We start from the raw sequence: 26,144 nt of genomic DNA, 5'->3' as shown, positions 1-26,144 counted from the left end.
TCTTAATCAATGAGTGGCGATGCTGACGCGATCGATAAACAGCGTGGCGGCGAGTAAATCAGCCGCGCCGCCTGGCGATGCATTCAGCGCCAGCATCGCGCTATCCAGTTGTTGTAAAGCCTGACGACCCGCTATGTGCGCAGTGCCACCCGCCTGTAACACCGCGTGCGCACCTCGTTGTAGGGTCAGCAAACCGTTCATACCTGAGCGGTTGAGCACGCAGGTGTCACTGAGCGAGGTCAGAATCGCCATCAGCGCATCGAGCCGCGCCTCGGTTTCATTGGCCCCGGCTTCTCGACTGCGCTGCAACTGCGGCAATGCCAGCTGCGTGATATGCGGAAAGCCCTGTTGCGCTTCTTCACGTGCGCCCGGCACCTGAAAGCGATGCACGGCACGTAACCCTTTACTGAAGGTTTTGGGTGCGTGGCGATCCGGTAAACAAGCCAGTTCAGCGGCACGAGTGCAGAGTTGATCGCTGCTTGCCTCACCGCCGCGCATCGCCGCCGCGCTGACCAGCAAACCCAATGCCCAGATGGCGCCACGATGGGTATTCACCCCGTCGGTGGCAGCCATCATCTGACGCTCCCCTTCGCGACCAAGGCGGCCCACGGTTTCGCGCAGTGCGATATCCGCTGGACGCTGCCAGCACTGTTGCGCCAGCGCATAAAAGGTCGGGGTCAGGCTGCGGGCAGAACGCTCCATCAGCGCCAGCGAGAGATCCTGATGTGCGCCGCTGCCGCGACGATCCACCAGCCCCGGCTTGGGCGTCAGGTTCACTTCTTCGATCAGGCAATCGGTGGCGTGCTGTGCCAGTTGATGCAGGTGGCTTTCAACCGATTGCGACGCAAGTCGTTTCATTACCAGCTCCGGAATTTTGCCGGTGGGTTGTAAAGGCCATCAGACCATTCGACGAGGTCGGCCACGCTACCGGCCGCCAGCAGCGAACGCGTGGCATCAGATCGGCGAATCCCAAGATCTTCCGGGAACACCACTTTGCCGCTGCGACGCAGTTTAGCGACGCGTTTGGCATCGACCCCCAGACCGATATCGGTAATACCGGCCACCGCCGCCACCATCGCACGACGCTCTTCGAGATCCTGCGCGCGATACAGATAGGCAATGCCCTCTTCCGTCAATACGTGCGTCACGTCATCGCCGTAGATCATCACGGGTGCCAGCGGCATCCCGGCGTTTTTCGCCACTTCAATGGCATCGAGTTTCTCTACGAAAGTCGGCTTCACGCCGGCCTGGAAGGTTTCCACCATCTGCACCACCAGCTTGCGGCCGCGTTCCATGGCATCTTCGCCATTTTTCATTTCCAGCCAGGCGGCAGTGGCATGGCGACGACCGTGCGGATCGTGGCCCATATTTGGCGCACCACCGAAGCCAGAAAGGCGACCGCGCGTAACCGTTGAGGAATTTGCCAGGCCATCGATTTGCAGCGTTGAGCCAATAAACATATCGACGGCATACTGACCTGCCAGCTGGCACATGGCGCGGTTAGAGCGCATCGAACCATCGGCCCCGGTGAAAAAGATATCCGGGCGCGCGCGGATGTACTCTTCCATCCCCAGTTCACCACCGAAGCAGTGCACACTCTCGACCCAGCCGCTTTCGATGGCGGGAATTAAGGTGGGGTGCGGGTTCAGCGTCCAGTGTTTACAAATTTTGCCTTTCAAACCGAGCTGTTCACCGTAGGTCGGCAGCAGCAATTCGATGGCGGCGGTATTGAAACCAATGCCGTGATTGAGCGATTGCACCTGATGTTCGGCGTAGATGCCTTTTATCGCCATCATCGCCATCAGGATGTGTTCCTGTTTGATTAGCCGCGGATCGCGGGTAAACAGCGGTTCAATAAAGAAGGGTTTGTCAGCCACCACCACATAATCGATCCACGAACCGGGAATATCCACGCGCGGCAGATCACACTCGTCGTCCACCAGTTCGTTAACCTGGGCGATCACAATCCCGTCGTGGAAAGCAGCCGCTTCGACCAGTGCTGGCGTGTCTTCGGTACTTGGCCCGGTGTAGAGATTGCCTTTACGGTCAGCTTTGTATCCGGCGATCAGCGCGACATTCGGTGCGAGGTCTACGTAGAGGCGAGAGTAAAGTTCGATGTAGGTATGAATCGCGCCGATTTCCAGCTGATCGTCTTCCAGTAGCTGCGAAATACGCAGACTTTGCGTGCCGGAAAAGGAGAAATCGAGCTTGCGGGCGATGCCTTTTTCAAAGATGTCGAGGTGTTCACTGCGGCCCACACTCGGCATGATCATATGCAGGTTGTGCACTTTTTGCGGATTGACCTCGGCCAGCATACGCGAGAGGAAATCGGCCTGTTTTTGGTTATTGCCTTCCAGTACGACGTGGTCGCCAGGCGAGATTAATTTTTCCAGCATCTCAACCATTTGATCGGTGGGTAATACTTTGCCCTGCACCGGCAACGACGCCTGTCGCCGTTGTTTCTCGGTACGGCGCGTATTCCACACCCGCGCCGTTTGTTGTCCTGATGACATGACTAACCTCCTGAATGAGCGAATCGCTTGATTACGTCAACGCAGGAAAGTGTGGTCTTAAGCGGTGATGCCATCAATCAACCTGAAAGTGGGATCGTTAGCCTGAGAGTAATGATTGAGATGATGGAAATTTGCGGTTGGTCAACGATTGATGGGGAGAATTGTGTCCCGCTGATTTGGGAGGAGTAAGGGGTTGAGATGTGAATAATGTCAGGTAGCTGTGGGCGGCCCTAAGGCCACCCACACTCAATGACTGCCGTAATCCACTTAGTTACAACGGCTTATGTGCCGTCTCTTTTGCCTTCCACACGGCAAACAGCGTGATCAACAATGCCAGCGTGACATACAGCGACACCCACAGCGTGCTGCCCATTTCTTTATACAGCGTAGTAATAATCAACGGCGCAAACCCTCCACCGACAATACCTGCCAGCGTGTAAGCCAGTGATGACCCGGCATAGCGAACGTGGCTGGGAAACTGTTCCGTAACGAATGCGGCTTGTGGTCCATACATGATTGCATGGATCAGCAGCCCCCCTATCACCGCCAGCACAATCAGCACCGGCTGCGTGCTGTCTAACAACACGAAGAACACGAAAGACCAGACGATAGCTAATACAGCACCCGTGATGTAAACCGGTCGGCGTCCCCATTTATCAGATAGCGCGCCAAACATCGGGACGGTGATCGCATTCCCTATTGCGCCTAACATCGTAGCCATCAAAGCCAAAGGGCGTGGCAATTGCAGCACGGTGGTGACATAGGTCAGGGTAAACACCACCACCAGCGCGTAGAGCACATCGGAACCGATACGCGATCCCCCCGCAACCAGCAGCTGTTTCGGATAGTTGACAAACACTTCTTTCAGTGGCGTATGCGTCGTTTTTTCCGCAGCCTGCATCGCGACAAAGGTCGGTGTCTCTTCCACCCCACGGCGCAGCCACAATCCAAATAGCACCAGCAACAGACTCAGCAGGAATGGAATGCGCCAGCCCCATGCCTGAAACTGATCGCCGCTCATCATCACCGTCACCAGGGTGATAAACCCGGTGCCAATCAAGGTTCCGCAGGAAGGCCCCACCTGTGCAAAAGATGCATTACGCCCACGTTTATCAGCATCACCGTGCTCCATCGACAGTAAAACGGCACCCGCCCATTCACCGCCCAGTGCAATACCCTGCACAAAACGCAGCGCGACCAACAGCACCGGACTCCAGATGCCCCACACCGCATAGCCTGGCAGCAAGCCCATTAAGGCGGTGGTGACGCCCATGATCACCAGCGTGATGATCAACACGGCTTTGCGCCCTGCGACATCCCCCAGATGACCAAACACAAAACCGCCCAGCGGACGTGAAATGTAACCTACCGCATAGGTCGAAAACGCCAGAATGGTGCCAACCAGCGGATCAAAACTGGGGAAGAACACATGATTAAACACCAAGGCTGCCATGATGTTGTAAACGGTGAAGTCGTACCATTCCAGCGCTGTGCCGATGGAACTGGCCGCGGCCAGGCGCCCGGTTTTCGACGCCGTCCGCTTATCACGCACCGTCTGCTGCAATGAAGAGTCTGTATTAGCCATGTGCCAACTCCTGTTTGGTTAACTGCCAGCTAAAGGCATAGCGTTGAACATCGCCGGTCATCAATTCCGCCGCGTGTGCGGCCAGTTGGTCACAGCTTGATGCGTCACTGCAGTGAATCAGCAGCATCGGTAGCATCTGCCGCTGTCCTTTACTCTCCATCGGCAACGGAGAACTGAGCACCACATCCGGGGTCAGTAGACTGGATGCGATATAGCCCGGCGTGTGGCTAATTTGCTGCTGCCACGCGGTCAACACGCTGGCATCCAGCGCTTTCAGCGTCACCACCGCCAGATGGCTGCCGGTCCCTTTGCCATGCTTGTGAGTGACCGCGCTGACGCGACGCATGGGATTAACCATCCTTTGCAGGTTCTTCACTGACCATTCGGTCTGGCGCGTGAAGGCCGCGTGATAATCCGCACTGGTAAAGGCTTCCAGCGCCTCGGTTTCATACAGGCCAAGATATTTGCGCTCGGCATTGATTGCCTGATAGCGCGTTCCGGTCAGGAAGCCAGCGATCGCGACGCGCTCTTCTACATGTTCATGGTCATACCATTGGTTAAAGTCTGCTTCGTCTTCATCGCCAATGTTGGTAGCAACAAACAGCATGCCGTGGGGTTGAGTCATCATCAGGATCTCCAGTTGAGGGCAGTTTCCACGGCGAGCGACCAGCTGATTAAGCGGGCGTCATCACCATGAACAGAAGCAAGGCTTAGGCCAACCGGTGCACAACCGGTTTGATGGCAGGGTAAAGAGAGCGCACAGCCGTCCAGCATGTTGATTACGCTGGTGTTACGCAGCATCAGCGCGTTGACCTCCATGTACTGCTGCGCATCCTCCAGAGAAGCGAGGGTCGGTGCGATACGCGGAACGGTGGGCATGAGTAAGGCGTCAAAGTCTGCCAGCGCGCTATTGATGCGGTGCTGCCACGCTTTGCGCTGTTGATGAAGTTCACTGGCATCTTGCTCCGTCAGCAAACTGCCGCGCTGCACACGCACTAACACTTGAGGATCGTAAGCTTCGGGTTGCGCCAGTGCGGATTGTTGATGCCACTGCCATGCCTCGTAAGCAGTAATGCCGCCACGCGCATTCATAATGTTCAACTCATCCAGCTCTTCAAGCGGCAGTGCAATGAGAGTGGCCCCCGCCTGTTCCAGCACCGCGATAGCGTGCTTCCAGGCCAGCGCAACGTCTTCGTCGAGCCCATCCAACACGCGGGTCTGCGGGATGGCGAAACGCGCATTGCACAACTCAAGCTGCTGGAGTTCCAGCGGCTGTTCTGCGATAACGCTGTCCAGCAGCCAGCAGCTGCGTACGTCATGGGCAATTACGCCGATACTGTCGAGTGAAGTAGAGAGCGGTAACGTACCCACCTGATTGATGCGATTCGCGGTGGGTTTAAAGCCGGTCAAGCCGCATAGCGCAGCAGGAATGCGCACCGAGCCACCCGTGTCAGTGCCGATAGCGCCCAGGCACATGCCGTCTGCCACGGCGACAGCCGCACCAGAAGAAGACCCCCCCGGAATGCGTTTGTCTTCGCGACGCCACGGATTGGCCGGCGTGCCGTAATGCGGATTGATGCCCAACCCGGAAAAGGCAAATTCGGTCATGTTGGTTTTACCGACAATCGCCGCCCCTGCGTGATGTAAGCGATTGACTACATGGGCATTCGCTGCCGCCGGTTCTGCATTCAGGAGCAAATGTGAACCCGCCGTGGTTGGCTCGCTTTGCACATCAAACAGATCTTTGATGCTGACAGGCAGCCCATCAATAGCACTGAGGGCTTGCTGGGTTTGCCAGCGTGCACTCGCTGCTGTTGACTGTTGAGCGGCCTGGGTGGCATAGCGGGTGGTGAAAACAAGATCCCCCTCTTTTAACGGATCCTGCGCTGCGCGCAATGCCGATTCAGTGAAAACCTCAGGAGACGCGTTGCCGGCCTGAAGCTGCTGACTTGCTTGCCAGAGTGTGGTCATTAGCATGCTCCTTAAGCGACCACTGGCAGCGCGCCAGTGCAGTAAGCGTGTTCCAGCGTGCGGTTCAATTGGGGATCGTGCAGCGCCATGCGGAATTCACTGGAGGGACGAATACCGCCAATCGCACCCAGCGTGCCGCAGGACATCGCCAATCCTTCTTTAGCCGGGCTGTTGTTCAGATAGCGGGACAGCAGATCTTGTGGTGTCAGTAATGAGGACAGCGTACCTTGCTGATAAACCACCCATTCGCCCTGCTCTTTTATCCACGAGGTCAGCTCCAGCGTATCCCAGTGCTCAACCACCTCGCTCATGCGCCAGGCTTTGCTGGCAACCGGTTTAATACAGGCCTGTTTGGAGAGGGCAACGCTGAAGGTTTCCAGATAACGATCGGTGTGATCTGAAGTGAGGGAGACCCACCATTCGCCCCGATGGAAAAACACAAAGGGCTCAGCTTCCCCGGAGGTTTCATCGCCGACCACTTCCAGCAGTGGCTGTTGGCTCAGTTGATTGGTCGCAACGCGGTAAAACAACGGTACTGCACCGGGAGCGGGCACACCCAGTGCCTCAAGCTCCCTGATATGGTGCAACACCGCATCACTATCGCGTCCGGCCCAACCCGCAATAATGAAATGGGAAACCTCGACATCGAGCGTGCTAGCGGCTTTATCGCCGGTTGTGAACTGAAGGTGCATGTGATGATCTCCATTTGAAAAATCACTGTGAAATTTCACTGTGTTTTCAAACTAGCGATTTTCATGCCAGATTTTTGTGTAATATGTCTCATTGGCAAAAAAAGGAACGTCGTGATGAGTGAGTCAGTTACTGAAAATGTGAACCCAGCCAGCCGGGAAAAGAGCCTCTCTTTAAATGAACAGGCTTATCTGGCGTTCAGGCACAAGCTCATCACGCTTCGCTACAAACCAGGGGAGTATTTAAATACCGCTCAGGTGATGGATGATTTGGCAATGGGTCGGACGCCGATCAATCAAGCGATTCATCGGCTGGCCACCGAGGGGCTGTTGCAGATCATCCCGCGCAAAGGCGTGATGGTGGCACCTTTGTCGATAGATGATGCACTGGAGTTAATTGAGGTGAGATTGGTCAATGAAACCCTGTGTGTTGAACTAGCCAGTCAGAAAGTCATTGATTCACACATTCAACAGCTGCGCGAACTGAACCAGCAAATCGCCAGAGCGAGCGAATCACGTAGTCGCGAAGAAATGATGTTGCTGGATCGCGAATTTCATCAGGTGCTGGCCGATATCGCCGGAAACAGTCGGCTGTCAGATATTCTGAGTGTGATTCATGCGCAGGCACAGCGCTTTTGGGCGACAACGTTGTCCAATGTTGTCCATATGGATGAAGTCATTGCGGAGCATAATGAGATTATTGACGCGCTGGAATCCGGTGACACGCAACGAGCGGCCGATGCCGCACGGGCTCATATTTTCTCGTTTAAGCGAGCCCTGCTCTCGACCTGACTTCTCCGGAAATTTTCCACATGGCGAGGTGTTAAGCGCCTTTGCTAACAAGGCACCCAGCAACCGACTCGTGGTGACTGGGCGATTCAATTTTGCTGCCGAATTTAGCGGCGACTTGAAATTTTCCTGCTGTAAAAGCGCTTTTTCTTTTTACCATGAACGATGGCATAAATTGAAAATGCCAGCACTAAACATAATACAAAAACCAAAACCAGCTGTGACATGACCCGCCTTATTATTGTTTACAGACAATACCTTTCGCAATATAGATCAGTGCTCGCTCAGAAAATGAACTCCTGATATGCAAACGCCTTTTGCAGTATGAAAAGTTGTTTTTTATCGTTGAATAACTTCTGTTCATCAGCGATGCAATATCCGCAATCTCAACACCCAATGATTTCATGTAGATGATTTGCATACTTTGTAGCGATAACCTGACGGCTCTACTTTCATGCAGTATCACCGCACTCATGATGTAACACAGTAGTGCATTGGCTGAAGATCTCAGCGAAACAAAATGAATACGAGAATAGATCTCGTAATTGTCGTTATCCTGCGTCAGCACAAAAATAAATGCGCGTTCGCCGTATCTTTTTCTTAATACGAAAACATCATTCATTCTTGCCTCCAGAGACATCGAGCAGGCATTGACGATAATGATTGTACTGCCGGTTGGTTGCTGTGGAAATCTCTCACGCATCATGGCTGAAATGCCGGCTACGGTATATTGGCAATCTGAATACAGCACGAGCGAAGTCGTTCCCAGATTAAGTACCCTGGCGTTAGTAAGTGGCATACGAATACTCACGCAATGTTGCAATGAATTAGGTTTTTTCTGATTTACATTGGACTTAAGTCTCAAAAAAATCATACACCTTTCATATCTTGCCGCGCAGGGTTATTTCATTTTGCTTGCGTGTTCTTAGCGGAATGCTTACGCACCAGCAATAAGACATGCCGCGTAAGGGTGATTTATTCAAATAATTGGGGTTTGGAAAGGAAAAAATCTTCGATAAATTTGAATATGAAGAATTTGGCACGCCGTTACTAATGAACTTTACGTGCCACTCTAAAATGGTGTCTGCGTGGCAAGCGTTGCGCTGCTAACGGCAGCGCACCCATTTACTTCACGCTCATCAGCCGCTCATCCGCCCCGATTTTACGTGGAGCTGACGGATTGATATCGCAATTACGCGGCAGCAGTGCCGTAATAATGCCGGCCACCACCAGCGATCCCGCCAGCCAGCACACCGCCACACTCTGCCCATATAGCATCGTCATTATGCCGACCAGATACGGCCCGCAGAATCCGCCCAGATTACCCAGCCCGTTGATTACGCCACGCGCACCTCCCGCCACCTCTGGCGAGGCAATACGTCCGGGAATTGACCAAAATGGGCTGGTCGCCGCTTTCAGGAAGAAACCGCACACCACCAGCGCGATATAAGACGCGACGATATTACTGTGCAGCACCACCGATGCCAGCAGCGCAGCGGCGAAGCAGAACAGGGAAACCATCACCCACAAACGGCGTTTTCCTGTACGGTCGCTGAGCCACGAAATCGCATATATCCCCAGAATAGTGGCAACAAACGGAATCGCCGCTAACAACCCCACCCCCGCCATATTTGTGCCGGTGAGATTTTTCAGAATGCTCGGCAGCCACAGCGTGTAGCCGTAATCGCCGGTCTGATAGAAGAAGTTCAGTGCCACCAGTTTCATCAAGCCAGAATTACGGAAAACCGCTTTTAATGGCGCTTTGTTCACTGGCGCAGCACTGCGATGCGCGGCGCGCTCGCGGGCCAGTTCCCGTAACAGATACGCTTTCTCGCGGGCAGGGAGCCAGCGCGCCTCTTCCGGACGATCGGCGATCACCAGCCACCACACCAGCAACACCGCTGCAGAGAGCAAGCCTTCAATAATAAACAGCCAGCGCCAGTCGAGTACGTTGATGATGTAGCCAGAAATCGGCGCAGTAAACATGCCACCCAGCGGCGCGAACATCATCACGAAGGCGTTGGCGCGCCCGAGTTCCTTTTCCGGGAACCAGTTGCTGACCATGGTGAGTACCACTGGCAGCATACCGCCTTCGGAGATACCCAGCACAAAGCGCAGCGCCAGCAGTTGGTAGTGGTTGGTGACGAAGCCAGTGGCGATAGAGACTATCATCCACGCGATAAGTGACCAGGCGATAAAGCGTTTACCGCTACCATTCACCGCGATCCGTCCGCCTGGTACCTGTAAGAACAGGTAACCAATAAAGAAGATGCCGCTGACCATACCGGCCATCTGGCTGGTGATCGCCAGGTCCTGATCCATGCCGCCCGGCAGCGCGAAACTGATGTTCACACGGTCCATAAACGAGATGATGCAGGTAATTAAAATCGGGGCAATAACGCGATACCAACGTGTTCCGGGGATTTTCTCGTGCATAACGCCCTCTCTCTTTGCGCAACCATGCGTAAGCTCTATGGCTTCTTATTAAAGAGAGTTTGGTAATAATTATTGCGATCCTAATCACTGGGATGAATGTTAAGAAACTGTGTTACTTACGGCGTGATCGCACGGGCAAAATTCTCCGGTTTTAGAGCCATCAAGCGCAGCCATACGATTTTTGGCGGGATGATTGATTAGGATTGGTGGCTGAAATAGCTGGTGTAACCTGATGCCGTAACATGACACGCAACAAGGTCGCCATAAGAGGCGACCTTGCGGAGGTTAATGCAGTTTGTAGTGTGCGCATTCTTGCGCACCTGGAATCAATCTACACGCCTGCGACGCATCAAGCGCCACGCGACAATCACCACCAGCAACACCATGATCCCACCAATCATACCCGGCAACATCATCGGTTGCAGACGCGCCAGCAGCGGTGGATGACCGCCCTTTCTCACCCACGCCACATCACCCGCCGTCACGGTAACCTCGGCATTGCCGTAATGCGCTAACACGAAGTTACTGATATCGGCGACCTGCTGGTCATTCAGTTTGTCGACATAGGTCGGCGAACTGAAGCCCGGCATCAGCACCTGATGATCGGCGGTGTCACGTTGCACACCAAACAAAATGGCAGAGATCAGGTTGTTCGGATTACGCAACCCGGTTGCCGTGTTGTGGAACAATGATGGATAAGCCTGATTGGCACTGCCTGCGCCATCCGGCTGATGACAGCTGGCGCAGTTGCCGCTGAATAACACGGCACCGTTATCCAGTGAGTGGTTGGCGTTATTAGGATTGCGCCCACGTATGCTGTTTTCCACATCATAAGGCGCGCCGTAACTGAATGCGGGTACGGTGTCACCTTCATCACGAATCGGCGCAGTGCCTTTCAGATAGGTGGCGATAGCGTGCAGATCGCTGTCCGGCAGATACTGCAGGCTGTGCTCAACCGCTTCCGCCATACCGCCCGCCGCCTGGTTTTTGCCCGGTGCGCGTCCGGTTTTCAGATACTGCACCAGCTCGTCATCGCTCCAGCCGCCAATACCGCTCACCTCATCCGACGTTATATTTGGCGCATACCAGCTGCCCAACGGTCCGCCAGCCAGTGGACGATCCTGCTGCTCCTGCATCATAAATCCGCGCGGTGTGTGGCAAGTATTGCAGTGTGCCAGGCCGTTGACCAGATAGTTACCGCGATTCCACTCCGCGCTTTTGCTGCCGTCGTTCTGCCACATCTTGTCGTTGGCGAACATCATGTTCCAGAAACGCATGCTAAAACGCAGGTTGAATGGGAATGGCAAATCGGTCTGCGGGTTGTGCTGCGCCTGCGCTTTGACGCCATGCATCATGTAGTAGTAAAGCGCGTGCAGATCTTCATCGGTCATCATGCTGTAAGAGGTATATGGCATCGCGGGATAAAGCTGCGCCCCGTCCGCACGTACACCATGACGTACTGCCTCAGAGAACTGCGCTTCGCTATAGTTGCCGATGCCGCTGCTGTCCGGCGTGATATTGGTGGCGTAAATGGTGCCCATCGGTGATGCAATACCGTATCCACCACTGTAAGCGGTTTTGCTGCCCGGCGCAGTATGGCACGCCTGGCAATCAGACGCGGTGGCAACCTGTTCACCCTGACGCAGCAAATTCACGTCCAGTGTTTCCGCTTGTGCGCCAAACGCCATCAGCGCGAATAAGCTACCTGCAAACAGCGTTTTCATGCGAACTCCTTCATACGCAGGCTGATGTCATGTGCCGCTTTCAGGCCCAGTGCCGCCATGGTCAGCGTACTGTTAACCACGCTGGCTGAAGGGATCGCACCGCCGCCCGGCAACCACAGGTTCTCATGATCAAACGCACGGCAGTTGCCATCCACGACTGCATCTTTGCCGCTTTTGCCCATGATCACGCCGCCCATGATGTGGTTGTTGGCATTAAGACCTTTGCTGATGGCGAACTCTTTGCCGTTGAACAACTTGCCGATTTTCTCCAGCTGTTCGTGCGACACTTCCGCGCCCTTGCGCACGTAATCGCCGACGTCGTAATAGATATCGGGGCACGCCAGACCGTGCGGATCTTTACGGGTTTTACTTAGGGTTAAGCGGTTTTCCGGATCCGGTAGCGGTTCAAGACTGATCGAGATATCGACGCTGTGCACTGAGCGATAGCGAATCTCCTCATCCAGCGCTTTGCCGACCAGTCCCTTTTTCAGCGCCTGCTGGGTGGCGGCCACTACGCGTGAGATGTTGTTCAAAATCATTTTGTTGGCCGAGTAATCACGACGGAACTCGCCATCACGATAGCCGACCATGCAACTGCTCTGCGCCGGTCCACGTCCCAGCCACACCGGTTCTTCGGTGAGGAACGAACAGTGGAAGCCGGAGTGATCCATCATATTGCGGCCGACCATATCAGAACCGTTGGCAATACCGTTCGGGTTACCACCGTTAGCGGCCAGCAGCAGCAGGCGCGGCGTTTCGATACCGTTACAGGCCAAGGCAAACGCTTTACCCGAAGCTTTGTGCGAGGCGCCAGACGCATCTTTCCAGTGCACGGCGGTAATGCGGTTATTGCCATCAGTATCGATTTTGTAAACTACCGCTTCGGCCAGCACCACTGCGCCATTCCGCTCGGCGCGTTCAATGTGGTGGATGCCGTTGTACATCGCGCCGATCGGGCAGATCGGTTGGCAATTATTGTTGCCGCAGCAGGTTGGACGCCCTTCCCACGGACGCGTACTGCGCCCTTGTGGAATCGGCACCAGGTTGTAACCGTGCGGATTCACCACGCTGGCGAAATAGTTATCACCGTGGGCAAACGGCACCATATCCATCGGGTACGGCTGGCTGCGTTCAACCGGCGACTGCATATGCGGATCGTTTGGCCCCGCCACACCAATTTCATTTTCCGCGCGGCAATACCACGGCTCCAGTTCGTCATAGCTAATTGGCCAGTCACGCCCCACACCGTATTTTGACTGCATCACAAAATCGCTCGGGTGATGACGCCAGCACGATGCCGCCCAGTGCCAGGTGGTGCCGCCTACAGTGCGCAAATAGCCCTGCTGAAAACTGGACGCGTTAGGGCCGGTTACATTGACATAGTTGTTCGGCGGGAAGTAAAGCGGCGCGGGCGCGAATTTGGACTGCGGATACAGTCCCTGGAAATCTGACCCAGCGCGATTCGCAAACGGCATGTTGCGCCAGTTTTCTACCGCTTGCGCGCGGTCAATGCGTAAACCTGCTTCCAGTACCAGCACCGAGCAGCCCTGACTGACGAGTTCGTTCGCCATCAATCCACCGACCACACCTGAGCCCACAATCACAATGTCCGCGGAGGCATCACCTTGCGCAGTAAAAGTTGGTTTTTTCATGATTTTTCGTCGTTTTAGTTTTGAGGAAATTACAACTGTTCGATATGACCGTCGTGCTCATCCGGCACCGGTGCGGTCCACCAGATGGGTCCATTGCCGCAGTAAGTCGGCACCACCAAACCGTCGCTGACCGTCTGGTACATCAGCGCCTGTTTGTAAGCCACCAGCGTGCCGTGATAGTCATCCCCTACCGTGCCGGTGTACCAGGCCGTGACGATTTGATAGAGGAAATCGTGCAGTCCTGCGCTGCTGGCTTTAGCCAGGAAATCCTGGGCGGTGATTTCTGAAGTTATCAGCGCATCGAGCTGCGCAACACGCGGCACAAATTGCGTGTCACGCTGCGCCAAAACTTCATAAAAGCGCGCGGCAAGAGCCACATCCAGTTGCTTGTGTTCGGTGATCGCCTGCGAGATGCGAACGAACTGTTTCACCGCGTCGCTGGCATGAATCACGCTAGCCGCAAACGCCCGCCCCGGAAGGGCTGCGACCGCGCCGGTCACGGTTAATCCGAGTGTGGCAAGCAGGAATTCCCTGCGGGTGGAACCGGTTCCATTTTTAACTACAGAAACGGTTTCGGGTGCAAAATGTCGTTTCATGGGGTTACCTGATGCTGAGACAAAAGAGGAGAAAGCCAAACGGCGCTATCCTAACGATTTCGTTGCAAAACTGTTATCAGGATTCGAACGAAATCCCATTAAAGGGTGTGGATTTAGCTCTAAATGATAATTTAGGTCATAAATTGTTGGGTTTGGGATAGTTGCGAGGAGGGATTTAATGTGGGTAAAAATTAATCACACAGACAGTTGAGCGCTATTTAGGTTATGATAATATTCAATAATCAACATAACCAAATCAGGAGTTCCTCCATGAGTCTCATCGAACAACATGCAGGGGTTTCCACATTGATTGGCACCCCTAAAGAAGTCAAAGCACGGTTAGGAAAATCTCAATCTAATCAGGTATTAGTGGTGTCCTTCGATAACATCAGCAACCTGCGCGTGCTCAGTACGCTGACAGAAAATATTTCTACTGTAGCTTCAACCATGTTTGAAATTTTTAAGGAACGGCAGGAGAAGCAGTCACTCGAGATATTGGTTGGATCGATGCTGCCCAAGGCCCCCGCCTCACCACACCTGATGAAAGAAGCGGCAATGCTCTTGCAAGCACGTAAAGCCGTGTTGGAAAGCGGAAACTGGTTAACAGCCGCTGATGTCTCGCAGTTAGCCGGTTTGAGTACCACCAATCCCAGCGCTCAACCAAATAAATGGAAAAAAAGCGGCCAGATATTTGCGATTCACCACAATGGCATTGATTACTTCCCGGATTACGGTCTGGATCGCAATACGCAATTCCGACCATTGAAAGCGCTCTCTGAGGTGTTGAAGATATTCGCAGATCATATAGATGGTTGGGGAATCGCGTTCTGGTTCTTGTCAGTGAACAGCTTTCTTGGTGGTCAACGCCCACAGGATATGTTGGCAAAACACTCAGAGCGGGTGATTGAAGCCGCAAGGGACGAAATCGAAGGGGTTGGACATGGATAAACTACCAGAGCAAATGAAGGCTCAGCCCCTCTGCATTAATAATTCATTGACGTTGGTAAATGACATTTAGTTCGATAATACAGTTATTGACCTGGATATAAGAAATACGAGGCTGATAGATACCGGTCAATAACAGCGCCGGATTTCGTTCAATTAAATAACCCTGTAATTAAAATAGCCACATATCGCTTATTAGTCTTATTAGTCTTATTAGTCTTATTAGTCTTATTAGTCTTATTAGTCTTATTAGTCTTATTAGTCTTATTATTTTATTCCGGTTCTTAAATGTGTTCTGATGATGTTATTGCCACTCCCATGGATTGAGCAACATAACGCCTAGTCCTTCAAAGTCCCTGGTATTTCGCGTAACTACAGTCATATCATGACGAAAGGCAGTGGCCGCGATCATTGCATCATTCGCGGAACGTTGGTCGGGTACATGGAGTCTCGCACAATAAATGGCAGTTTTGGCATCAAAAGGCAGTACACGGCCTGAAAACTCACGTAATACCACTGATGCAAACCATTCGCGTAGCATTTCTCCCTGACGCACATCCTTTCGCAACACCTGAAGGATGCCTTTTTCGATCTCCATAATCGTAGTCGCTGATATGAACATATCACCCGCATCTACCGTATCCGTCCAGTTGGATACTTGTGGATCAATTTTGGGCGTCCTTGCCTTACGCATTTCCGAAATGACATTGGTATCAAGCAAATATCTCATGAAAAATCCACATCCCTGAAGCCTATGTCCACTCGTTGAGGATCAAAATCGATATCAGCGACACCGGGCATAGCAAGTGCATCCTGGATATTGCGTCGTGTACCCGTTAGCTTTTTATATTCCTCAAACGTCATCAATACGTGGGCTGGTTCTCCGCGATCAGTGATGTATACAGGGCCTTCCTCCGCCAGTTTTTTCGCAGCTGATACCTGCTGATTGAACGAACGGCTCGAAATTGTTGAGATGCCCATAACAGCCTCCTGAGAATGTAGAAACATAACTACATGATACGCCAGCTGCACAATATTTCAACACCATGCTGAAAATAAGCATGTTTCAAGGGTACTGGAAATCTAGCTGATTGAAGTTCAAGAAAAATAAGAATAGCGGTGATAAATCAGCAGCGGCGTTTTCACATCCTCCGGCAGGCGCTCACTCAACGGCTGCTCAAATATCGCCAGGCATTGCTCGATCTCGCGCCGCATATCATGTCCCAGCACCATATCCATCGTGCCTTTCTCCAGCAGTAAGCGACTCGATTCACTCAACTCATGTCCGGCGAAGATCACCTGATCTTGCACACCAAATGCCTCCAGCGCTTTGGCTACGCCTTCGTTACCGCCCGCCGTGTTGTAAATCCCGGCTAGCGGTTTGCCCTCTTCCAGCCACTTTTTCACGCTGTGCCAGGCGGTTTCGGCTTCGTCGTTAATGTTGACGCGGTCACGAATCGTCAGCCACGGGAAAGCCTCTCGCAGCACGCGACGAAAGCCGATCTCGCGCTCCTCCTGGGTGCGATAGGTCGAACTGCAAATCAGCAGAATATTGCCTGGTTGCTGCGGCGGCAGCATGCGGCCCATAAACCAACCGGCAGTCGCGCCTGAAGCGGTCTGATCGATACCCACATAAGCAGTACGCCGCGAATTGGGCAGATCGCTGGTGAGGCAAATCACCTGCACACCATCATCAATGGCGGCTTTAACCGCACGGTTGATCTTCACGTCATCGCGGCACACCAGAATAATGCCGCTGGCTTCAGTAGCGCGGCGTTCAATCAGCTTGCTAAAGCGGTCAGCGTGGAATTGCGCACTCGGCAACGTATCCAGTGTGATGTGAAGTTGCGGACGCTCGCGCATTACCGCACGTGCATGAAACTCAAGCTGAGCCACGAAGCTGGTGCCAGATTCACACACAATCGCGATACGTTTTGCCGCTCCGCGAGGGTCTTCTGTGTCACTCAGCCCCAACCGCACCATGGCATTTTCAACTTTCTTGCGCGTCACCTCGCGCACGCCTTGCCGTCCATTGATCACGCGGTCTACGGTGGCGGGACTGACGCCCGCTTCCTGCGCGATGGCTTTAATGGATGGCGATTTCCAGTTTTGCAGCGTCATGATATTTCCTGATGTCCTTCACCTCATGGATGAAACAGTAGCTTGATAAGGCACTGATAATCAAATTGTTATAACTCCATGAATCCAGAGAACAATCTTATATTTGAAGTCATTAACCTCAAATTTTCATGTGATCGGCCTCATCCTTTCAGCACCCGTTTCAGGCTTTGCTTTGACTTAAAACTTCACCAATACGCTTAATAGCGCCATCACCTGTCGCCCTCATAGGAATTAAAAAATGCTCAATGTTGCTCTCTTAGGTGCTGGCCGTATTGGACAGATTCACGCCGGAAATATCGCTGCGCATCCGCAATGTCGTCTGGCGTATGTGATGGATGTCTACGCACCTGCTGCTAATGTGCTGGCAGAGAAATACGGTGCCAAAGTGGCAGATCTCGACACCATTCTGGCGGACAGTTCGGTTGATCTGGTGGCGATTTGCAGCGCCACTAACACCCATGCAGATTTGATTGAAGCCGCCGCGCGCGCCAAAAAAGCCATCTTCTGTGAGAAGCCGGTGGATTTAAGTTTGCAGCGCGTGCAGAGCTGTTTAGCCACTGTGCGTGCAGCAGGCGTGCCATTGATGGTTGGCTTTAACCGACGTTTTGACCCGAGCATGGCGCATTTGCGGGCGTGTCTGCGTGATGGTGAGATTGGTGAAACCGAACTGGTGACCATCAGCTCACGCGATCCGGGTGCACCACCTGCCGAGTACGTTAAAGTCTCTGGCGGCCTGTTCCGTGATATGACAATTCATGATTTCGACATGGCGCGCTGGTTATTAAATGAAGAGCCGGTATCGGTATATGCCAGTGCAGCGGCGCTGGTTGATCCCGAGATTAAAGCGCTGGGCGATGTCGATACCGCCGTTGTCACCCTCACTTGCGCCAGCGGCAAGATGGCGGTGATCACCAACAGCCGTCGTGCTAGTTACGGCTACGATCAGCGTATTGAAGTACACGGCAGCGAAGGAATGTTGCAGGTAACGAATCAGCTGGAGTCTCAGCTGGTGAAATCCGTGGCAAACGGGGTGGTGGCGCAGAAGCCGCAGCACTTCTTCCTGCAGCGTTATGCCGATGCTTACCGCAATGAACTGGCGACCCTCATTGAGGCGCTGGCAAAAGGCGAAGGCCAGTACCCCGGCGGGAATGATGGGTTGCAGGCGTTATTACTGGCGGATGCAGCGCTGGAGTCATTGAAAACCGGCAAACCGGTCGCACCGCAGTCGCTGTTGTAAGGCGGTGCTGATAAGGGGCGAACCCTGGTCCGTCCCTTCGACAACTCCCCATCAAGATGGAAGCTTGATTGAAAGCTCACTTAAGCTAAAGCAAACTGGCCAGAACGAGCCACATGCAGCAGTATGTTGCTCATTGATGGCAGCGTTAAGAACTAAAACGCATATGCTTAAGGGCGTCCGTTAAGACGCCCTGGCTTGTTTTAACGCTGTGGATGATTCACTTCCAGTGGACGCAGGTCGAATAGCAGCACCTCTGCGTTATCGCCATGGGCGAAGTGCAATGCGCTCTCATTACGCACTCGCGCACCGTCACCTTCTTTGAATTTCACACCGTTCACTTCGATGCTGCCGCGCGCCACATGAATATAGGCGTAACGATCGGCATCCAGTGCGAAGGTCTGCTGCTCAGCACCATCAAAGAAACCGGCATAGATGCGGATATCCTGACGTACGCTCAGGCTGCCCTCTTCCCCTTCAGGCGAGATAATCAAACGCAGTTGCCCGCGTTTCTCGCTCTCTGGCACGGAGATCTGCTGATAGCCCGGCTGGGTGTTGCGTTCGCCCGGTACAATCCAGATTTGCAGGAAGTGCACGTTGTCGCTCTTCGAGTGATTGAATTCGCTGTGCGTTACGCCGCTGCCCGCGCTCATCAACTGCACATCACCGGGGACGATCACCGAACCGGTGCCCATTGAATCTTTATGCTCCAGCGCGCCGTCCAGCACATAGGAGATGATCTCCATATTGTTGTGTGGATGCGCCCCAAAACCACGCCCCGGCGCGACACGGTCATCGTTGATCACCAGCAGATCGGAAAAACCGGTCTGTTTTGGATCCCAGTAACTGGCGAAAGAGAAGGTGTGGTGTGAGTTCAGCCAACCGTGGTCACCCACTCCGCGTTGTTCTGACAGACGTTGTTCAATCATGGTTTGCTCCTCAAATGTGCGGTGGAGAGACGTTTGCCCTTCCGAATGAGGATAAGTATACGTAAACTAATTTGCCCAACAATCCGCCAACCTGACAATGACTGTCACCGAAAAGTGGACAATATGCAGATAGAAGATCTTCGTATTTATGTCGCCGTAATTAAAGCCGGTAACTTCACCGCCGCCGCCGAACAGTTGATGCTGTCGAAGCAATACGTCAGCCGCCGTATTGCTGCACTTGAGGAGTCACTCGGCGCACGCCTGCTGAATCGCAACACGCGCAAACTGTCGGTTACGGATAACGGCCAGCTCTTTGCCCAACATGCGCAACGTATTCTCGATGATGTGCAGGAAGCCCAGCAGGCGGTATCTGGCCGGCAACAGGTGTTGCAGGGCAGCTTTCGTCTTAGTGTTCCGATGTCGTTTGGCATCAGCCACTTGTCACCGTATATCGCCGAGTTCCTCAGTCAGCACCCCGGATTGCAGTTCCAGGTGGAGTTGGCGGACCGCTACGTCGATATGGTCGGTGAAGGCTTTGATATGGCGATCCGCATTGGCACCCTGCCCGACTCAAGCTTGATCGCCAAACGTCTGGGCGTGTTTCGCCGCGTGATCTGTGGCAGCCCGTCATACATTCAGGGCGCGGGCGCACCACGTGAACCAGAGGATCTGCTCAATCACGCTTGTTTGCGTTACGGGCGAGAAAGCCAGACCGGCTGGGAACTGTTTAACGGTGAACAACGCAAGGTGATGGCGGTGCAAGGCCCGATGGTGAGCAATAATGGCGAGATGCTGCGTGATGCGGCGGTGGCTGGATTGGGGCTGATTCTGCTGCCGGAGTTTATCGTGGCACCGGCCTTAGCCAGCGGTGATTTGATGACCGTGCTGGATGAGTGGCAGCCTTCCTCACTCAACCTGAACGCGCTCTATCCACAGCATCGTCAGCGCAGCGAAGTGAATCGGGTGTTTATGGCGTTTTTGCAGGAAAAGTTGGCAGGATAATGAAACGGGCGACCTGATGGCCGCCCGATAAGAATCAACTAGGCGCTTTCATGCGCAAACGTAATCGACTTTCTCCGTGCATCGCGCACCGCGATACCATGAATCAACAAGCCCAACACCGCCAGAATCGCACCGACCCAACCGGTTGACTGCCAGCCAAGGCCCGCAGAGATGGTCACGCCACCCAGCCATGCGCCGAGCGCATTCGCCAGGTTAAATGCCGAGTGATTCAACGCCGCCGCCATGGTCTGCGCATCGCCCGCCACATCCATCAAACGGATCTGCAGCACGCTCGCCAGCGCCACCATGGTGCCGACCAGCATCACATTGAGTGAACCGGCAAACGCATAATGCGCGGTAAACACAAAGGCACTCAACACCAGCACCGACCAAATCAGCACCATGCGAATGGTTTTCTCCAGCCCACGATCCGCCAGACGACCACCCACCACGTTGCCGATAATCATGCCGAGTCCAAACAGCGCCAGCACCGCCGGAATCCAGCTCACCGGCATTTGTGCCAGTTCGGTCAGCGTAGGTTTCACGTAGCTGAACACCGAGAACAAGCCACCGCTGCCGATCGCACCAATCGCCAGCGTCAGCAACACCTGTTTGCGCGTCAACGCCGAGAGTTCACGCAACGGACTGGCGGTTTTGTCACCCGCCACGTTCGGCACCCACATGCCCACCAGCACCATGGTCAACAGCGCTAATACGCCCACAATGGCGAACGCTTCACGCCAGCCAAACACCTGTCCAATCGCGGTAACCGCAGGTACGCCAAGCAGGTTGGCGATCGTCAGGCCAAATAGCACCATCGAAACGGCCTGAGCACGTTTTCTGCGCTCTACCAATCCAGCAGCGACCAATGCGGCGACACCAAAGAACGTGCCGTGCGGGAAACCGGCGAGGAAACGCGCCAGCAGCATTGAGTAGTAACCCGGAGCAATCGAGCTAAACAGGTTACCCGCGGCAAACAGGCCCATCAGCGTCATCAGGAAGTTACGACGTGAAGCGCGAGCACCGAGCACAGCCAACAGCGGTGCGCCGATCACCACGCCCAGCGCGTAGATACTGATCAGGTGGCCCGCCGTAGGGATAGAAACATTGAGGCCGGTGGCGGCATCGGGCAGCAGGCCCATGATGACGAATTCGCCGGTACCAATCGCAAAGCCACCGGTGCCGAGCGCAAACAGCGCTTTGAGCACACTGGCGCGTGGCAGCGATGCCTGCTCCGGCAGCTGATTAAGTTGAGGTTGTGCAGATGACATGGTTTTCCAGTAACGCAGGTGAAGAATCCAATCACAATCGTGGCGGCATTGAAGGCCACCATCGTTGAGACTGAAAGGATTTAGCGGAACATGATAACTGATTTAAATGAAAATTCGATGGCAGAGAATTATGTGGCGGCTAATTAATCGTTGATTAGCCGCCTTGCGCCCAACACGGCGCAAAGCAAGGGTATGTTGACTGGCACCGCTGCAGTGTGTGCATTTTCGTTAAGCAACCTGACGCGCCAGCAGCGCCGCGCCGATCATTCCGCCGTTATGGGCAAACGCGCCGGGCACCACCAAAGGATGCTGAGTGCTGCGCAACACATAACGCTGCACTTCCTCATTTAACGCTTCCATCAACGCTGCCACCGAAGCCAATCCTCCGCCTACCGCCACCAGCGATGCACCGGTGATATTGATGGTGTAAGCCAGCGGCTGACTTACCAGTTGTAACCACACCTGAACCGTGCGATTAGCCTGCACTTCCTGCTGTTGCCAGCCGGTGATAATGTCGAGGCTGCTCGCATTAACGTCATGCAAAGTGCGATGGAGATTCTCCAGCCCACGCGCGCCGCCGTAACTATCGAGACAGCCTTTTTGACCGCAGGGACAAGGCTGGCGCGGCAAGCGTATTGTCTCGCCTTCTATGTCCACTTCGGTCAGCGTAATCGGACCATGGCCCCATTCACCCGTCAGGCCATTCTGTCCGGTGATGATGCGCCCATCTGCCACCAAACCGCCGCCGACGCCGGAACCGAGAATGGCGCCAAACACCACTTTATGCCCTTTACCCACGCCTGCCTGCGCTTCCGCGAAAGTGAAGCAGTCGGCATCGTTATGCACGATCACTTTACGTTGCAGTAACTCGCCCAGCGCCTGGCTGAGATTGCGTTGATGAAAGGCTGGGATATTACTGGCAAACATCTCACCGCTATCGGGTGCCACGATGCCCGCAGTGGAGATTGCCAACGGTGAATCCATGCTGAAGTGCAGCTGATGTTGTTGAATCATACGGCTCACCAGCGCGGTAAAATTCTGCCAGCTGTCTGCCGGGATTTTTTGCTGATCGAGGATAGTGAGCTGCTGCTGCGCATCCATCACACCCAGCTTAACGAACGAACCGCCCAGATCGAGGCAGATCACTGCCGGTGTTGTACTCATAAACGTTTATCCATCACATCACGCAGGCCGTCGCCCAGCACATTAAAGCCAAGCACAGTAATCAAAATCGCCAGTCCGGGGAACAGCGACACATAAATATTCAGCCCAAGGAAGTTGCGCCCATCACTCATCATGGTGCCCCACTCCGGCATCGGCGGTTGCACGCCTAACCCCAGAAACGACAAGCTGGCCGCCGACAGCACCACTGCGCCCGCCGTCAGCGTCGATTGCACAATCAGCGGTCCGATTGAATTGCGCAGTATGTAATGGGTGATGATGCGCGGATAGCGCACGCCCAACATATGTGCGGCTTCGATGTACTCCATGTTCTTAAGGCCGAGCGTCAGGTTACGACTGAGGCGCGCATAGACCGGAATCGAGAATAGCGATATGGCAATCAGCATATTGGCCAGTCCCTCGCCCAGCACGCTGACGATCAAAATCGCCAGTACGATGCCAGGAAAGGCGAAAATAATATCCATCACCCACATAATCAGCGCATCGATTTTGCGTCCTGCCAGACCGGAGATGATGCCAAGGGGAATGCCAATCACCATCGAAATCGCGACGCTCAGACAAACCTCGAACAGCGTGATGCGCGCGCCATAAATCACGCGAGCGAAGATGTCGCGGCCATAGTCGTCCGTGCCAAACCAGTGCGCAGCAGAGGGAGCCTGCAAGGTGTTCAGCAGATCCTGTTCGATCGGATCCCAATGGGTTAACAGCGGCGCTAACACCGCGGCCAGCACCACCAGCAGTACCAATCCGCCGCCAATCGCTATCGACGGATTGTTCTGTAGCATGCGCAGGAACTGGCGACGGCGCGATCGTGTCGGCAGCAAAGAGGTATCGAGGCTGTTCATCAGTCGAACCTTATTTTGGGATTGAGCAGGCCAATCAATATTTCACCCACCAGGTTCATCAGCACCACGCCGGTAACCGCCACCAGCGTCACGCCCTGAATCACCGGGTAGTCGCGGTATTTGACCGAATCCACCAGCAGGCGACCAATCCCGGGCCAGTTAAACACCGATTCCGTGACCACTGCGCCACCAATCAGGCTGCCGAAGTTAAGTGCGACGATGGTGACAATCGGGATCAAGGCGTTGCGCAGCGCATGTTTCCAGTGAATATTCGCCGACGATAAGCCTTTGGCTTTGGCGGTACGAATATAGTCCTGACTCAGCACATCCAGCATGCTGGATCGCGTCATACGGGCAATCATCGCCATCGGCAGAATCGCCAGCGTGACGGTCGGCATCACGTAGTTTTTCCATGTGTCCGCGCCCAACAGCGGCAGCCAGCCGAGTTCCACCGCAAAGTAGTTCATCGCCAGCAGCGCGAGCCAGAAGTTGGCTATCGATGCGCCCGCAATGGTCAGCACCATCACGATTTGATCGGGAATACGCTGGCGATAAATCGCCCCGGTCATGCCCGCAGGCACGCCGATGGCAATCGCCAACAGATAGGCCAGTGCCGCCAGCGATAAGGTGTAAGGCAAACGCTCGCTGATTTCGGTGATCACCGGGCGCTGTGACTGCAACGATTCCCCCAGATTGCCGTGCAGTGCTTCAGTAGCAAATTTGATGTACTGCAGCGGCAGCGGCTGATCCAAACCCAGCCGGATGCGCATGTTATCCACCGCTTCCTGCGGCGCTTCCGGGCCCGCCATCAGGCGTGCCGGATCGCCCGGCAACGCGCGGATGGCGATAAATACGATGATCGACACGCCCAAAATAATCAGCGGCAGCGAGAGCACCTTTTTCGCAACGTACGCTTTCATCAATCAGTTCTTCACTGCGTCACGAACCACAATCTGTCCGCCAGGCTGCATGGTAACGCCGCTGATGTTTTTACGTGAGGCGTAGAGGTCATCCTGATAGAACAGCAGCACCTGCGGGGCCAGCCCGCTGATCTGTTTCTGTGCCTGGAAATAGAGATCTTTGCGTTTCGCATCGTCAAGCGTGGAAGCGGCGGTATCGATCAGGTCATCAGTTTGCTTATCGCTGAAGAAGCCGAGATTCGCGCCACCCGGTGCAAAGCTGGCGCTGTGATACAGCGGGCGCAGTTGCAAGTCAGAACCGTACAAACCGGATGACCACGACGCCAATACCGCATCAGTGCCCTGCTGGGCTTTCTCTTTGGCATCGGCGAAGGCGGCTTTGGTCCAGACGCCGCTTTCCATCTGGCGCACATTCAACTTCACGCCGATTTTCGCCCATAGCCCCTGCAACACCTGCGCGGTGCGCGCATCCGGTGCCTGAACCGCAATCGACATGCTGAAGCCATCCGGGTAACCTGCCGCTTTCAGCAGTTCTTTGGCTTTCTGCACGTCGTAAGGGTAATCCTTCAGGCTCTTGTCGTAGTTAGCATCAACCGGAGCCAGTGAAGAGTTAGCCGGCTGTGCATAACCAAACATGATGGCTTTCACCAGCGCCTGCTGATCGGTAGCAAAGTTCAGCGCCTGACGCACGCGCACGTCGCTCAACGCTTTACTTTGCGTATTAAGATCCACCCAGAACACGGCCGCGCCAGGCGACTGTTTCAAATTCACGTTAGCATTGTTTTTCAACATTCCGGCGAATTGCGGCGGTACCGGATTAATAATATCGACCTGGCCGGATTGCAGCGCCATATTCATCACGGAAGGCTCACTGCTCCACGTCCATTTAATTTCATCAGGGCCGTTTGATTTACCCCAATAATCACTGTTCTTTTTCTCCAGCACATATTCGCCAGATTTATATTGTTCCAGCTTATACGGCCCGGTGCCGTCCGCCTTATTACTGATGCTGCCCGCTTTATCTGCGGTAGGGCTGACCATTAATCCTGGTCCCGATGCCAGCACGGTTAAAAAGGCCGGATTGATTTTTTTCAGCTCAAACTCAACCGTTAAATCATCGGTTTTCTTCACATCCTGAATAAAGGTGCGAACTTTACCGCTGCCCGCCAGACCGCGTTTGGTATCCAAATGGCGCTGGAAGTTTTCCACTACCGCATCGGCATTAAACGGCGAGCCGTCGTGGAATTTCACATTGGGGCGAAGCTTGAATGTCCAGTGTAATCCGCTGCTATCCGCACTCCAGGAGAGCGCCAGCGCAGGGATAATCTTGCCGTCATCACCCAGACGCGTCAGGCCTTCATACATGGGATCGAGCACCGTGCCGGTAAAGGTAGCGGTCTGGTTGCCCGGATCCATGCTGCGTGGCGGTTCGTTTTGCATAATCACCAGCTGGCTGGCCATTGCCGCCGAGCTTGCCAGTGACGCCATGATACAACCGGCCAGCGTCAGTACCTTTAAATGCTTGAATGTGCTTTGCATGAAGGCCCTCAATGAATCATTGAAATGTTAGGTGAATTAACAACGCTATATAAGGCACATTCTCTGAACAAAAGCCAATACGTAAGTTCATATATTTTACTTATAGTTAGATCTGCGTTCAGAAAATTAACTAAATATCGTTGAATTTGTTTTCCAGCCTCATTATTGTCAGGTCATATCGCTAATGCAGTGAGAACCAAC

General features: G+C 54.0%; 24 protein-coding genes. 4 read left to right on the top strand and 20 right to left on the bottom strand.

From position 1 onward, the window contains the following. Positions 1-6 precede the first annotated feature (6 nt). The 6 genes from AC1MDE_RS17680 to AC1MDE_RS17655 form a co-directional block, all read right to left on the bottom strand. Positions 7-858 (bottom strand): triphosphoribosyl-dephospho-CoA synthase, encoded by an 852-nt coding sequence (locus AC1MDE_RS17680; protein WP_479400300.1) that lies wholly within the window; start codon positions 856-858, stop codon positions 7-9. Beyond that, complete coding sequence (mdcA, locus tag AC1MDE_RS17675; RefSeq protein WP_480344906.1) at positions 858-2,513, bottom strand: malonate decarboxylase subunit alpha; 1,656 nt, start codon at positions 2,511-2,513, stop codon at positions 858-860. Before mdcA ends, AC1MDE_RS17680 begins: the two co-directional genes overlap by 1 nt. A 271-nt stretch (positions 2,514-2,784) precedes the next feature. Continuing rightward, positions 2,785-4,098 (bottom strand): MFS transporter, encoded by a 1,314-nt coding sequence (locus AC1MDE_RS17670; RefSeq protein ID WP_480344905.1) that lies wholly within the window; start codon positions 4,096-4,098, stop codon positions 2,785-2,787. Beyond that, on the bottom strand, positions 4,091-4,726 hold the full coding sequence (locus tag AC1MDE_RS17665; protein WP_268152550.1) for a DUF4286 family protein: 636 nt from the start codon (positions 4,724-4,726) through the stop codon (positions 4,091-4,093). Before AC1MDE_RS17665 ends, AC1MDE_RS17670 begins: the two co-directional genes overlap by 8 nt. Next, complete coding sequence (locus AC1MDE_RS17660; RefSeq protein ID WP_480344904.1) at positions 4,726-6,069, bottom strand: amidase; 1,344 nt, start codon at positions 6,067-6,069, stop codon at positions 4,726-4,728. Before AC1MDE_RS17660 ends, AC1MDE_RS17665 begins: the two co-directional genes overlap by 1 nt. A gap of 11 nt (positions 6,070-6,080) precedes the next feature. Further along, positions 6,081-6,761 carry a DUF2848 domain-containing protein gene (locus AC1MDE_RS17655; protein WP_479401869.1) on the bottom strand — a complete coding sequence of 227 codons (681 nt, stop codon included), beginning with the start codon at positions 6,759-6,761 and terminating at the stop codon, positions 6,081-6,083. 114 nt (positions 6,762-6,875) lie between these two features. Here AC1MDE_RS17655 and AC1MDE_RS17650 point away from each other — a divergent pair, with 114 nt between their 5' ends. After that, entirely contained in the window at positions 6,876-7,550 is a 675-nt protein-coding gene (locus AC1MDE_RS17650) for a GntR family transcriptional regulator (RefSeq protein WP_058961675.1), read from the top strand. Between the two features lie 235 nt (positions 7,551-7,785). On the opposite strand, the gene AC1MDE_RS17645 is transcribed toward AC1MDE_RS17650, so the two are convergent. The 5 genes from AC1MDE_RS17645 to AC1MDE_RS17625 all read right to left on the bottom strand — a co-directional run bounded on the left by AC1MDE_RS17645 (position 7,786) and on the right by AC1MDE_RS17625 (position 13,955). After that, entirely contained in the window at positions 7,786-8,346 is a 561-nt protein-coding gene (locus AC1MDE_RS17645) for a hypothetical protein (RefSeq protein WP_160867063.1), read from the bottom strand. A gap of 326 nt (positions 8,347-8,672) precedes the next feature. Beyond that, entirely contained in the window at positions 8,673-9,983 is a 1,311-nt protein-coding gene (locus AC1MDE_RS17640; RefSeq protein ID WP_058961673.1) for an MFS transporter, read from the bottom strand. A 326-nt stretch (positions 9,984-10,309) separates the two neighbouring features. Further along, complete coding sequence (locus AC1MDE_RS17635; protein WP_480344903.1) at positions 10,310-11,707, bottom strand: c-type cytochrome; 1,398 nt, start codon at positions 11,705-11,707, stop codon at positions 10,310-10,312. Beyond that, positions 11,704-13,359 carry a GMC family oxidoreductase gene (locus tag AC1MDE_RS17630; RefSeq protein WP_480344902.1) on the bottom strand — a complete coding sequence of 552 codons (1,656 nt, stop codon included), beginning with the start codon at positions 13,357-13,359 and terminating at the stop codon, positions 11,704-11,706. Before AC1MDE_RS17630 ends, AC1MDE_RS17635 begins: the two co-directional genes overlap by 4 nt. Before the next feature lie 29 nt (positions 13,360-13,388). Then, positions 13,389-13,955 (bottom strand): sugar dehydrogenase complex small subunit, encoded by a 567-nt coding sequence (locus tag AC1MDE_RS17625; protein WP_058961670.1) that lies wholly within the window; start codon positions 13,953-13,955, stop codon positions 13,389-13,391. 270 nt (positions 13,956-14,225) lie between these two features. Between AC1MDE_RS17625 and AC1MDE_RS17620 the strand changes: the two genes are divergently transcribed. Further along, a complete protein-coding gene (locus tag AC1MDE_RS17620) occupies positions 14,226-14,903 on the top strand; it encodes a hypothetical protein (RefSeq protein ID WP_479401866.1) in 678 nt (225 codons plus the stop codon). Positions 14,904-15,204: 301 nt separating this feature from the next. Here the strand turns inward: AC1MDE_RS17620 and AC1MDE_RS17615 are convergent, their stop codons facing one another. From AC1MDE_RS17615 to AC1MDE_RS17605, 3 genes are all read right to left on the bottom strand, one after another. Then, positions 15,205-15,630, bottom strand: a complete 426-nt coding sequence (locus tag AC1MDE_RS17615; protein ID WP_479400308.1) for a PIN domain-containing protein — start codon at positions 15,628-15,630, stop codon at positions 15,205-15,207. Further along, the gene (locus AC1MDE_RS17610) at positions 15,627-15,881 is read right to left on the bottom strand and encodes a type II toxin-antitoxin system Phd/YefM family antitoxin (RefSeq protein ID WP_058961667.1); all 255 of its coding nucleotides are present in this window, start codon (positions 15,879-15,881) and stop codon (positions 15,627-15,629) included. The genes AC1MDE_RS17615 and AC1MDE_RS17610 overlap by 4 nt, the downstream gene beginning before the upstream one ends. 117 nt (positions 15,882-15,998) lie before the next feature. Continuing rightward, positions 15,999-17,021 (bottom strand): LacI family DNA-binding transcriptional regulator, encoded by a 1,023-nt coding sequence (locus AC1MDE_RS17605; RefSeq protein ID WP_058961666.1) that lies wholly within the window; start codon positions 17,019-17,021, stop codon positions 15,999-16,001. Positions 17,022-17,259: 238 nt separating this feature from the next. Here AC1MDE_RS17605 and iolG point away from each other — a divergent pair, with 238 nt between their 5' ends. Beyond that, positions 17,260-18,258, top strand: a complete 999-nt coding sequence (gene iolG, locus AC1MDE_RS17600; protein WP_479415070.1) for an inositol 2-dehydrogenase — start codon at positions 17,260-17,262, stop codon at positions 18,256-18,258. 200 nt (positions 18,259-18,458) lie between these two features. Here iolG and AC1MDE_RS17595 read toward each other — a convergent pair whose 3' ends face one another. After that, on the bottom strand, positions 18,459-19,184 hold the full coding sequence (locus AC1MDE_RS17595) for a pirin family protein (RefSeq protein ID WP_480344901.1): 726 nt from the start codon (positions 19,182-19,184) through the stop codon (positions 18,459-18,461). 123 nt (positions 19,185-19,307) lie between these two features. Here AC1MDE_RS17595 and AC1MDE_RS17590 point away from each other — a divergent pair, with 123 nt between their 5' ends. Further along, a complete protein-coding gene (locus AC1MDE_RS17590; protein ID WP_166932559.1) occupies positions 19,308-20,186 on the top strand; it encodes a LysR family transcriptional regulator in 879 nt (292 codons plus the stop codon). A gap of 38 nt (positions 20,187-20,224) precedes the next feature. Here the strand turns inward: AC1MDE_RS17590 and AC1MDE_RS17585 are convergent, their stop codons facing one another. From AC1MDE_RS17585 to AC1MDE_RS17565, 5 genes are all read right to left on the bottom strand, one after another. After that, positions 20,225-21,457, bottom strand: coding sequence for an MFS transporter (locus tag AC1MDE_RS17585; RefSeq protein ID WP_480344900.1), 1,233 nt, complete (start codon positions 21,455-21,457; stop codon positions 20,225-20,227). Between the two features lie 228 nt (positions 21,458-21,685). Then, positions 21,686-22,621 carry an ROK family protein gene (locus AC1MDE_RS17580; protein WP_479400314.1) on the bottom strand — a complete coding sequence of 312 codons (936 nt, stop codon included), beginning with the start codon at positions 22,619-22,621 and terminating at the stop codon, positions 21,686-21,688. Beyond that, the gene (locus tag AC1MDE_RS17575) at positions 22,618-23,484 is read right to left on the bottom strand and encodes an ABC transporter permease (protein WP_058961660.1); all 867 of its coding nucleotides are present in this window, start codon (positions 23,482-23,484) and stop codon (positions 22,618-22,620) included. Before AC1MDE_RS17575 ends, AC1MDE_RS17580 begins: the two co-directional genes overlap by 4 nt. Beyond that, entirely contained in the window at positions 23,484-24,404 is a 921-nt protein-coding gene (locus AC1MDE_RS17570) for an ABC transporter permease (RefSeq protein WP_479400316.1), read from the bottom strand. The genes AC1MDE_RS17575 and AC1MDE_RS17570 overlap by 1 nt, the downstream gene beginning before the upstream one ends. A 3-nt stretch (positions 24,405-24,407) precedes the next feature. Next, positions 24,408-25,943, bottom strand: a complete 1,536-nt coding sequence (locus AC1MDE_RS17565) for an ABC transporter substrate-binding protein (RefSeq protein WP_058961658.1) — start codon at positions 25,941-25,943, stop codon at positions 24,408-24,410. Between the last annotated feature and the right edge of the window lie 201 nt (positions 25,944-26,144).

This window comes from Pantoea folii (assembly GCF_056678875.1).
This window is presented reverse-complemented; position numbering and strand designations above follow the sequence as displayed.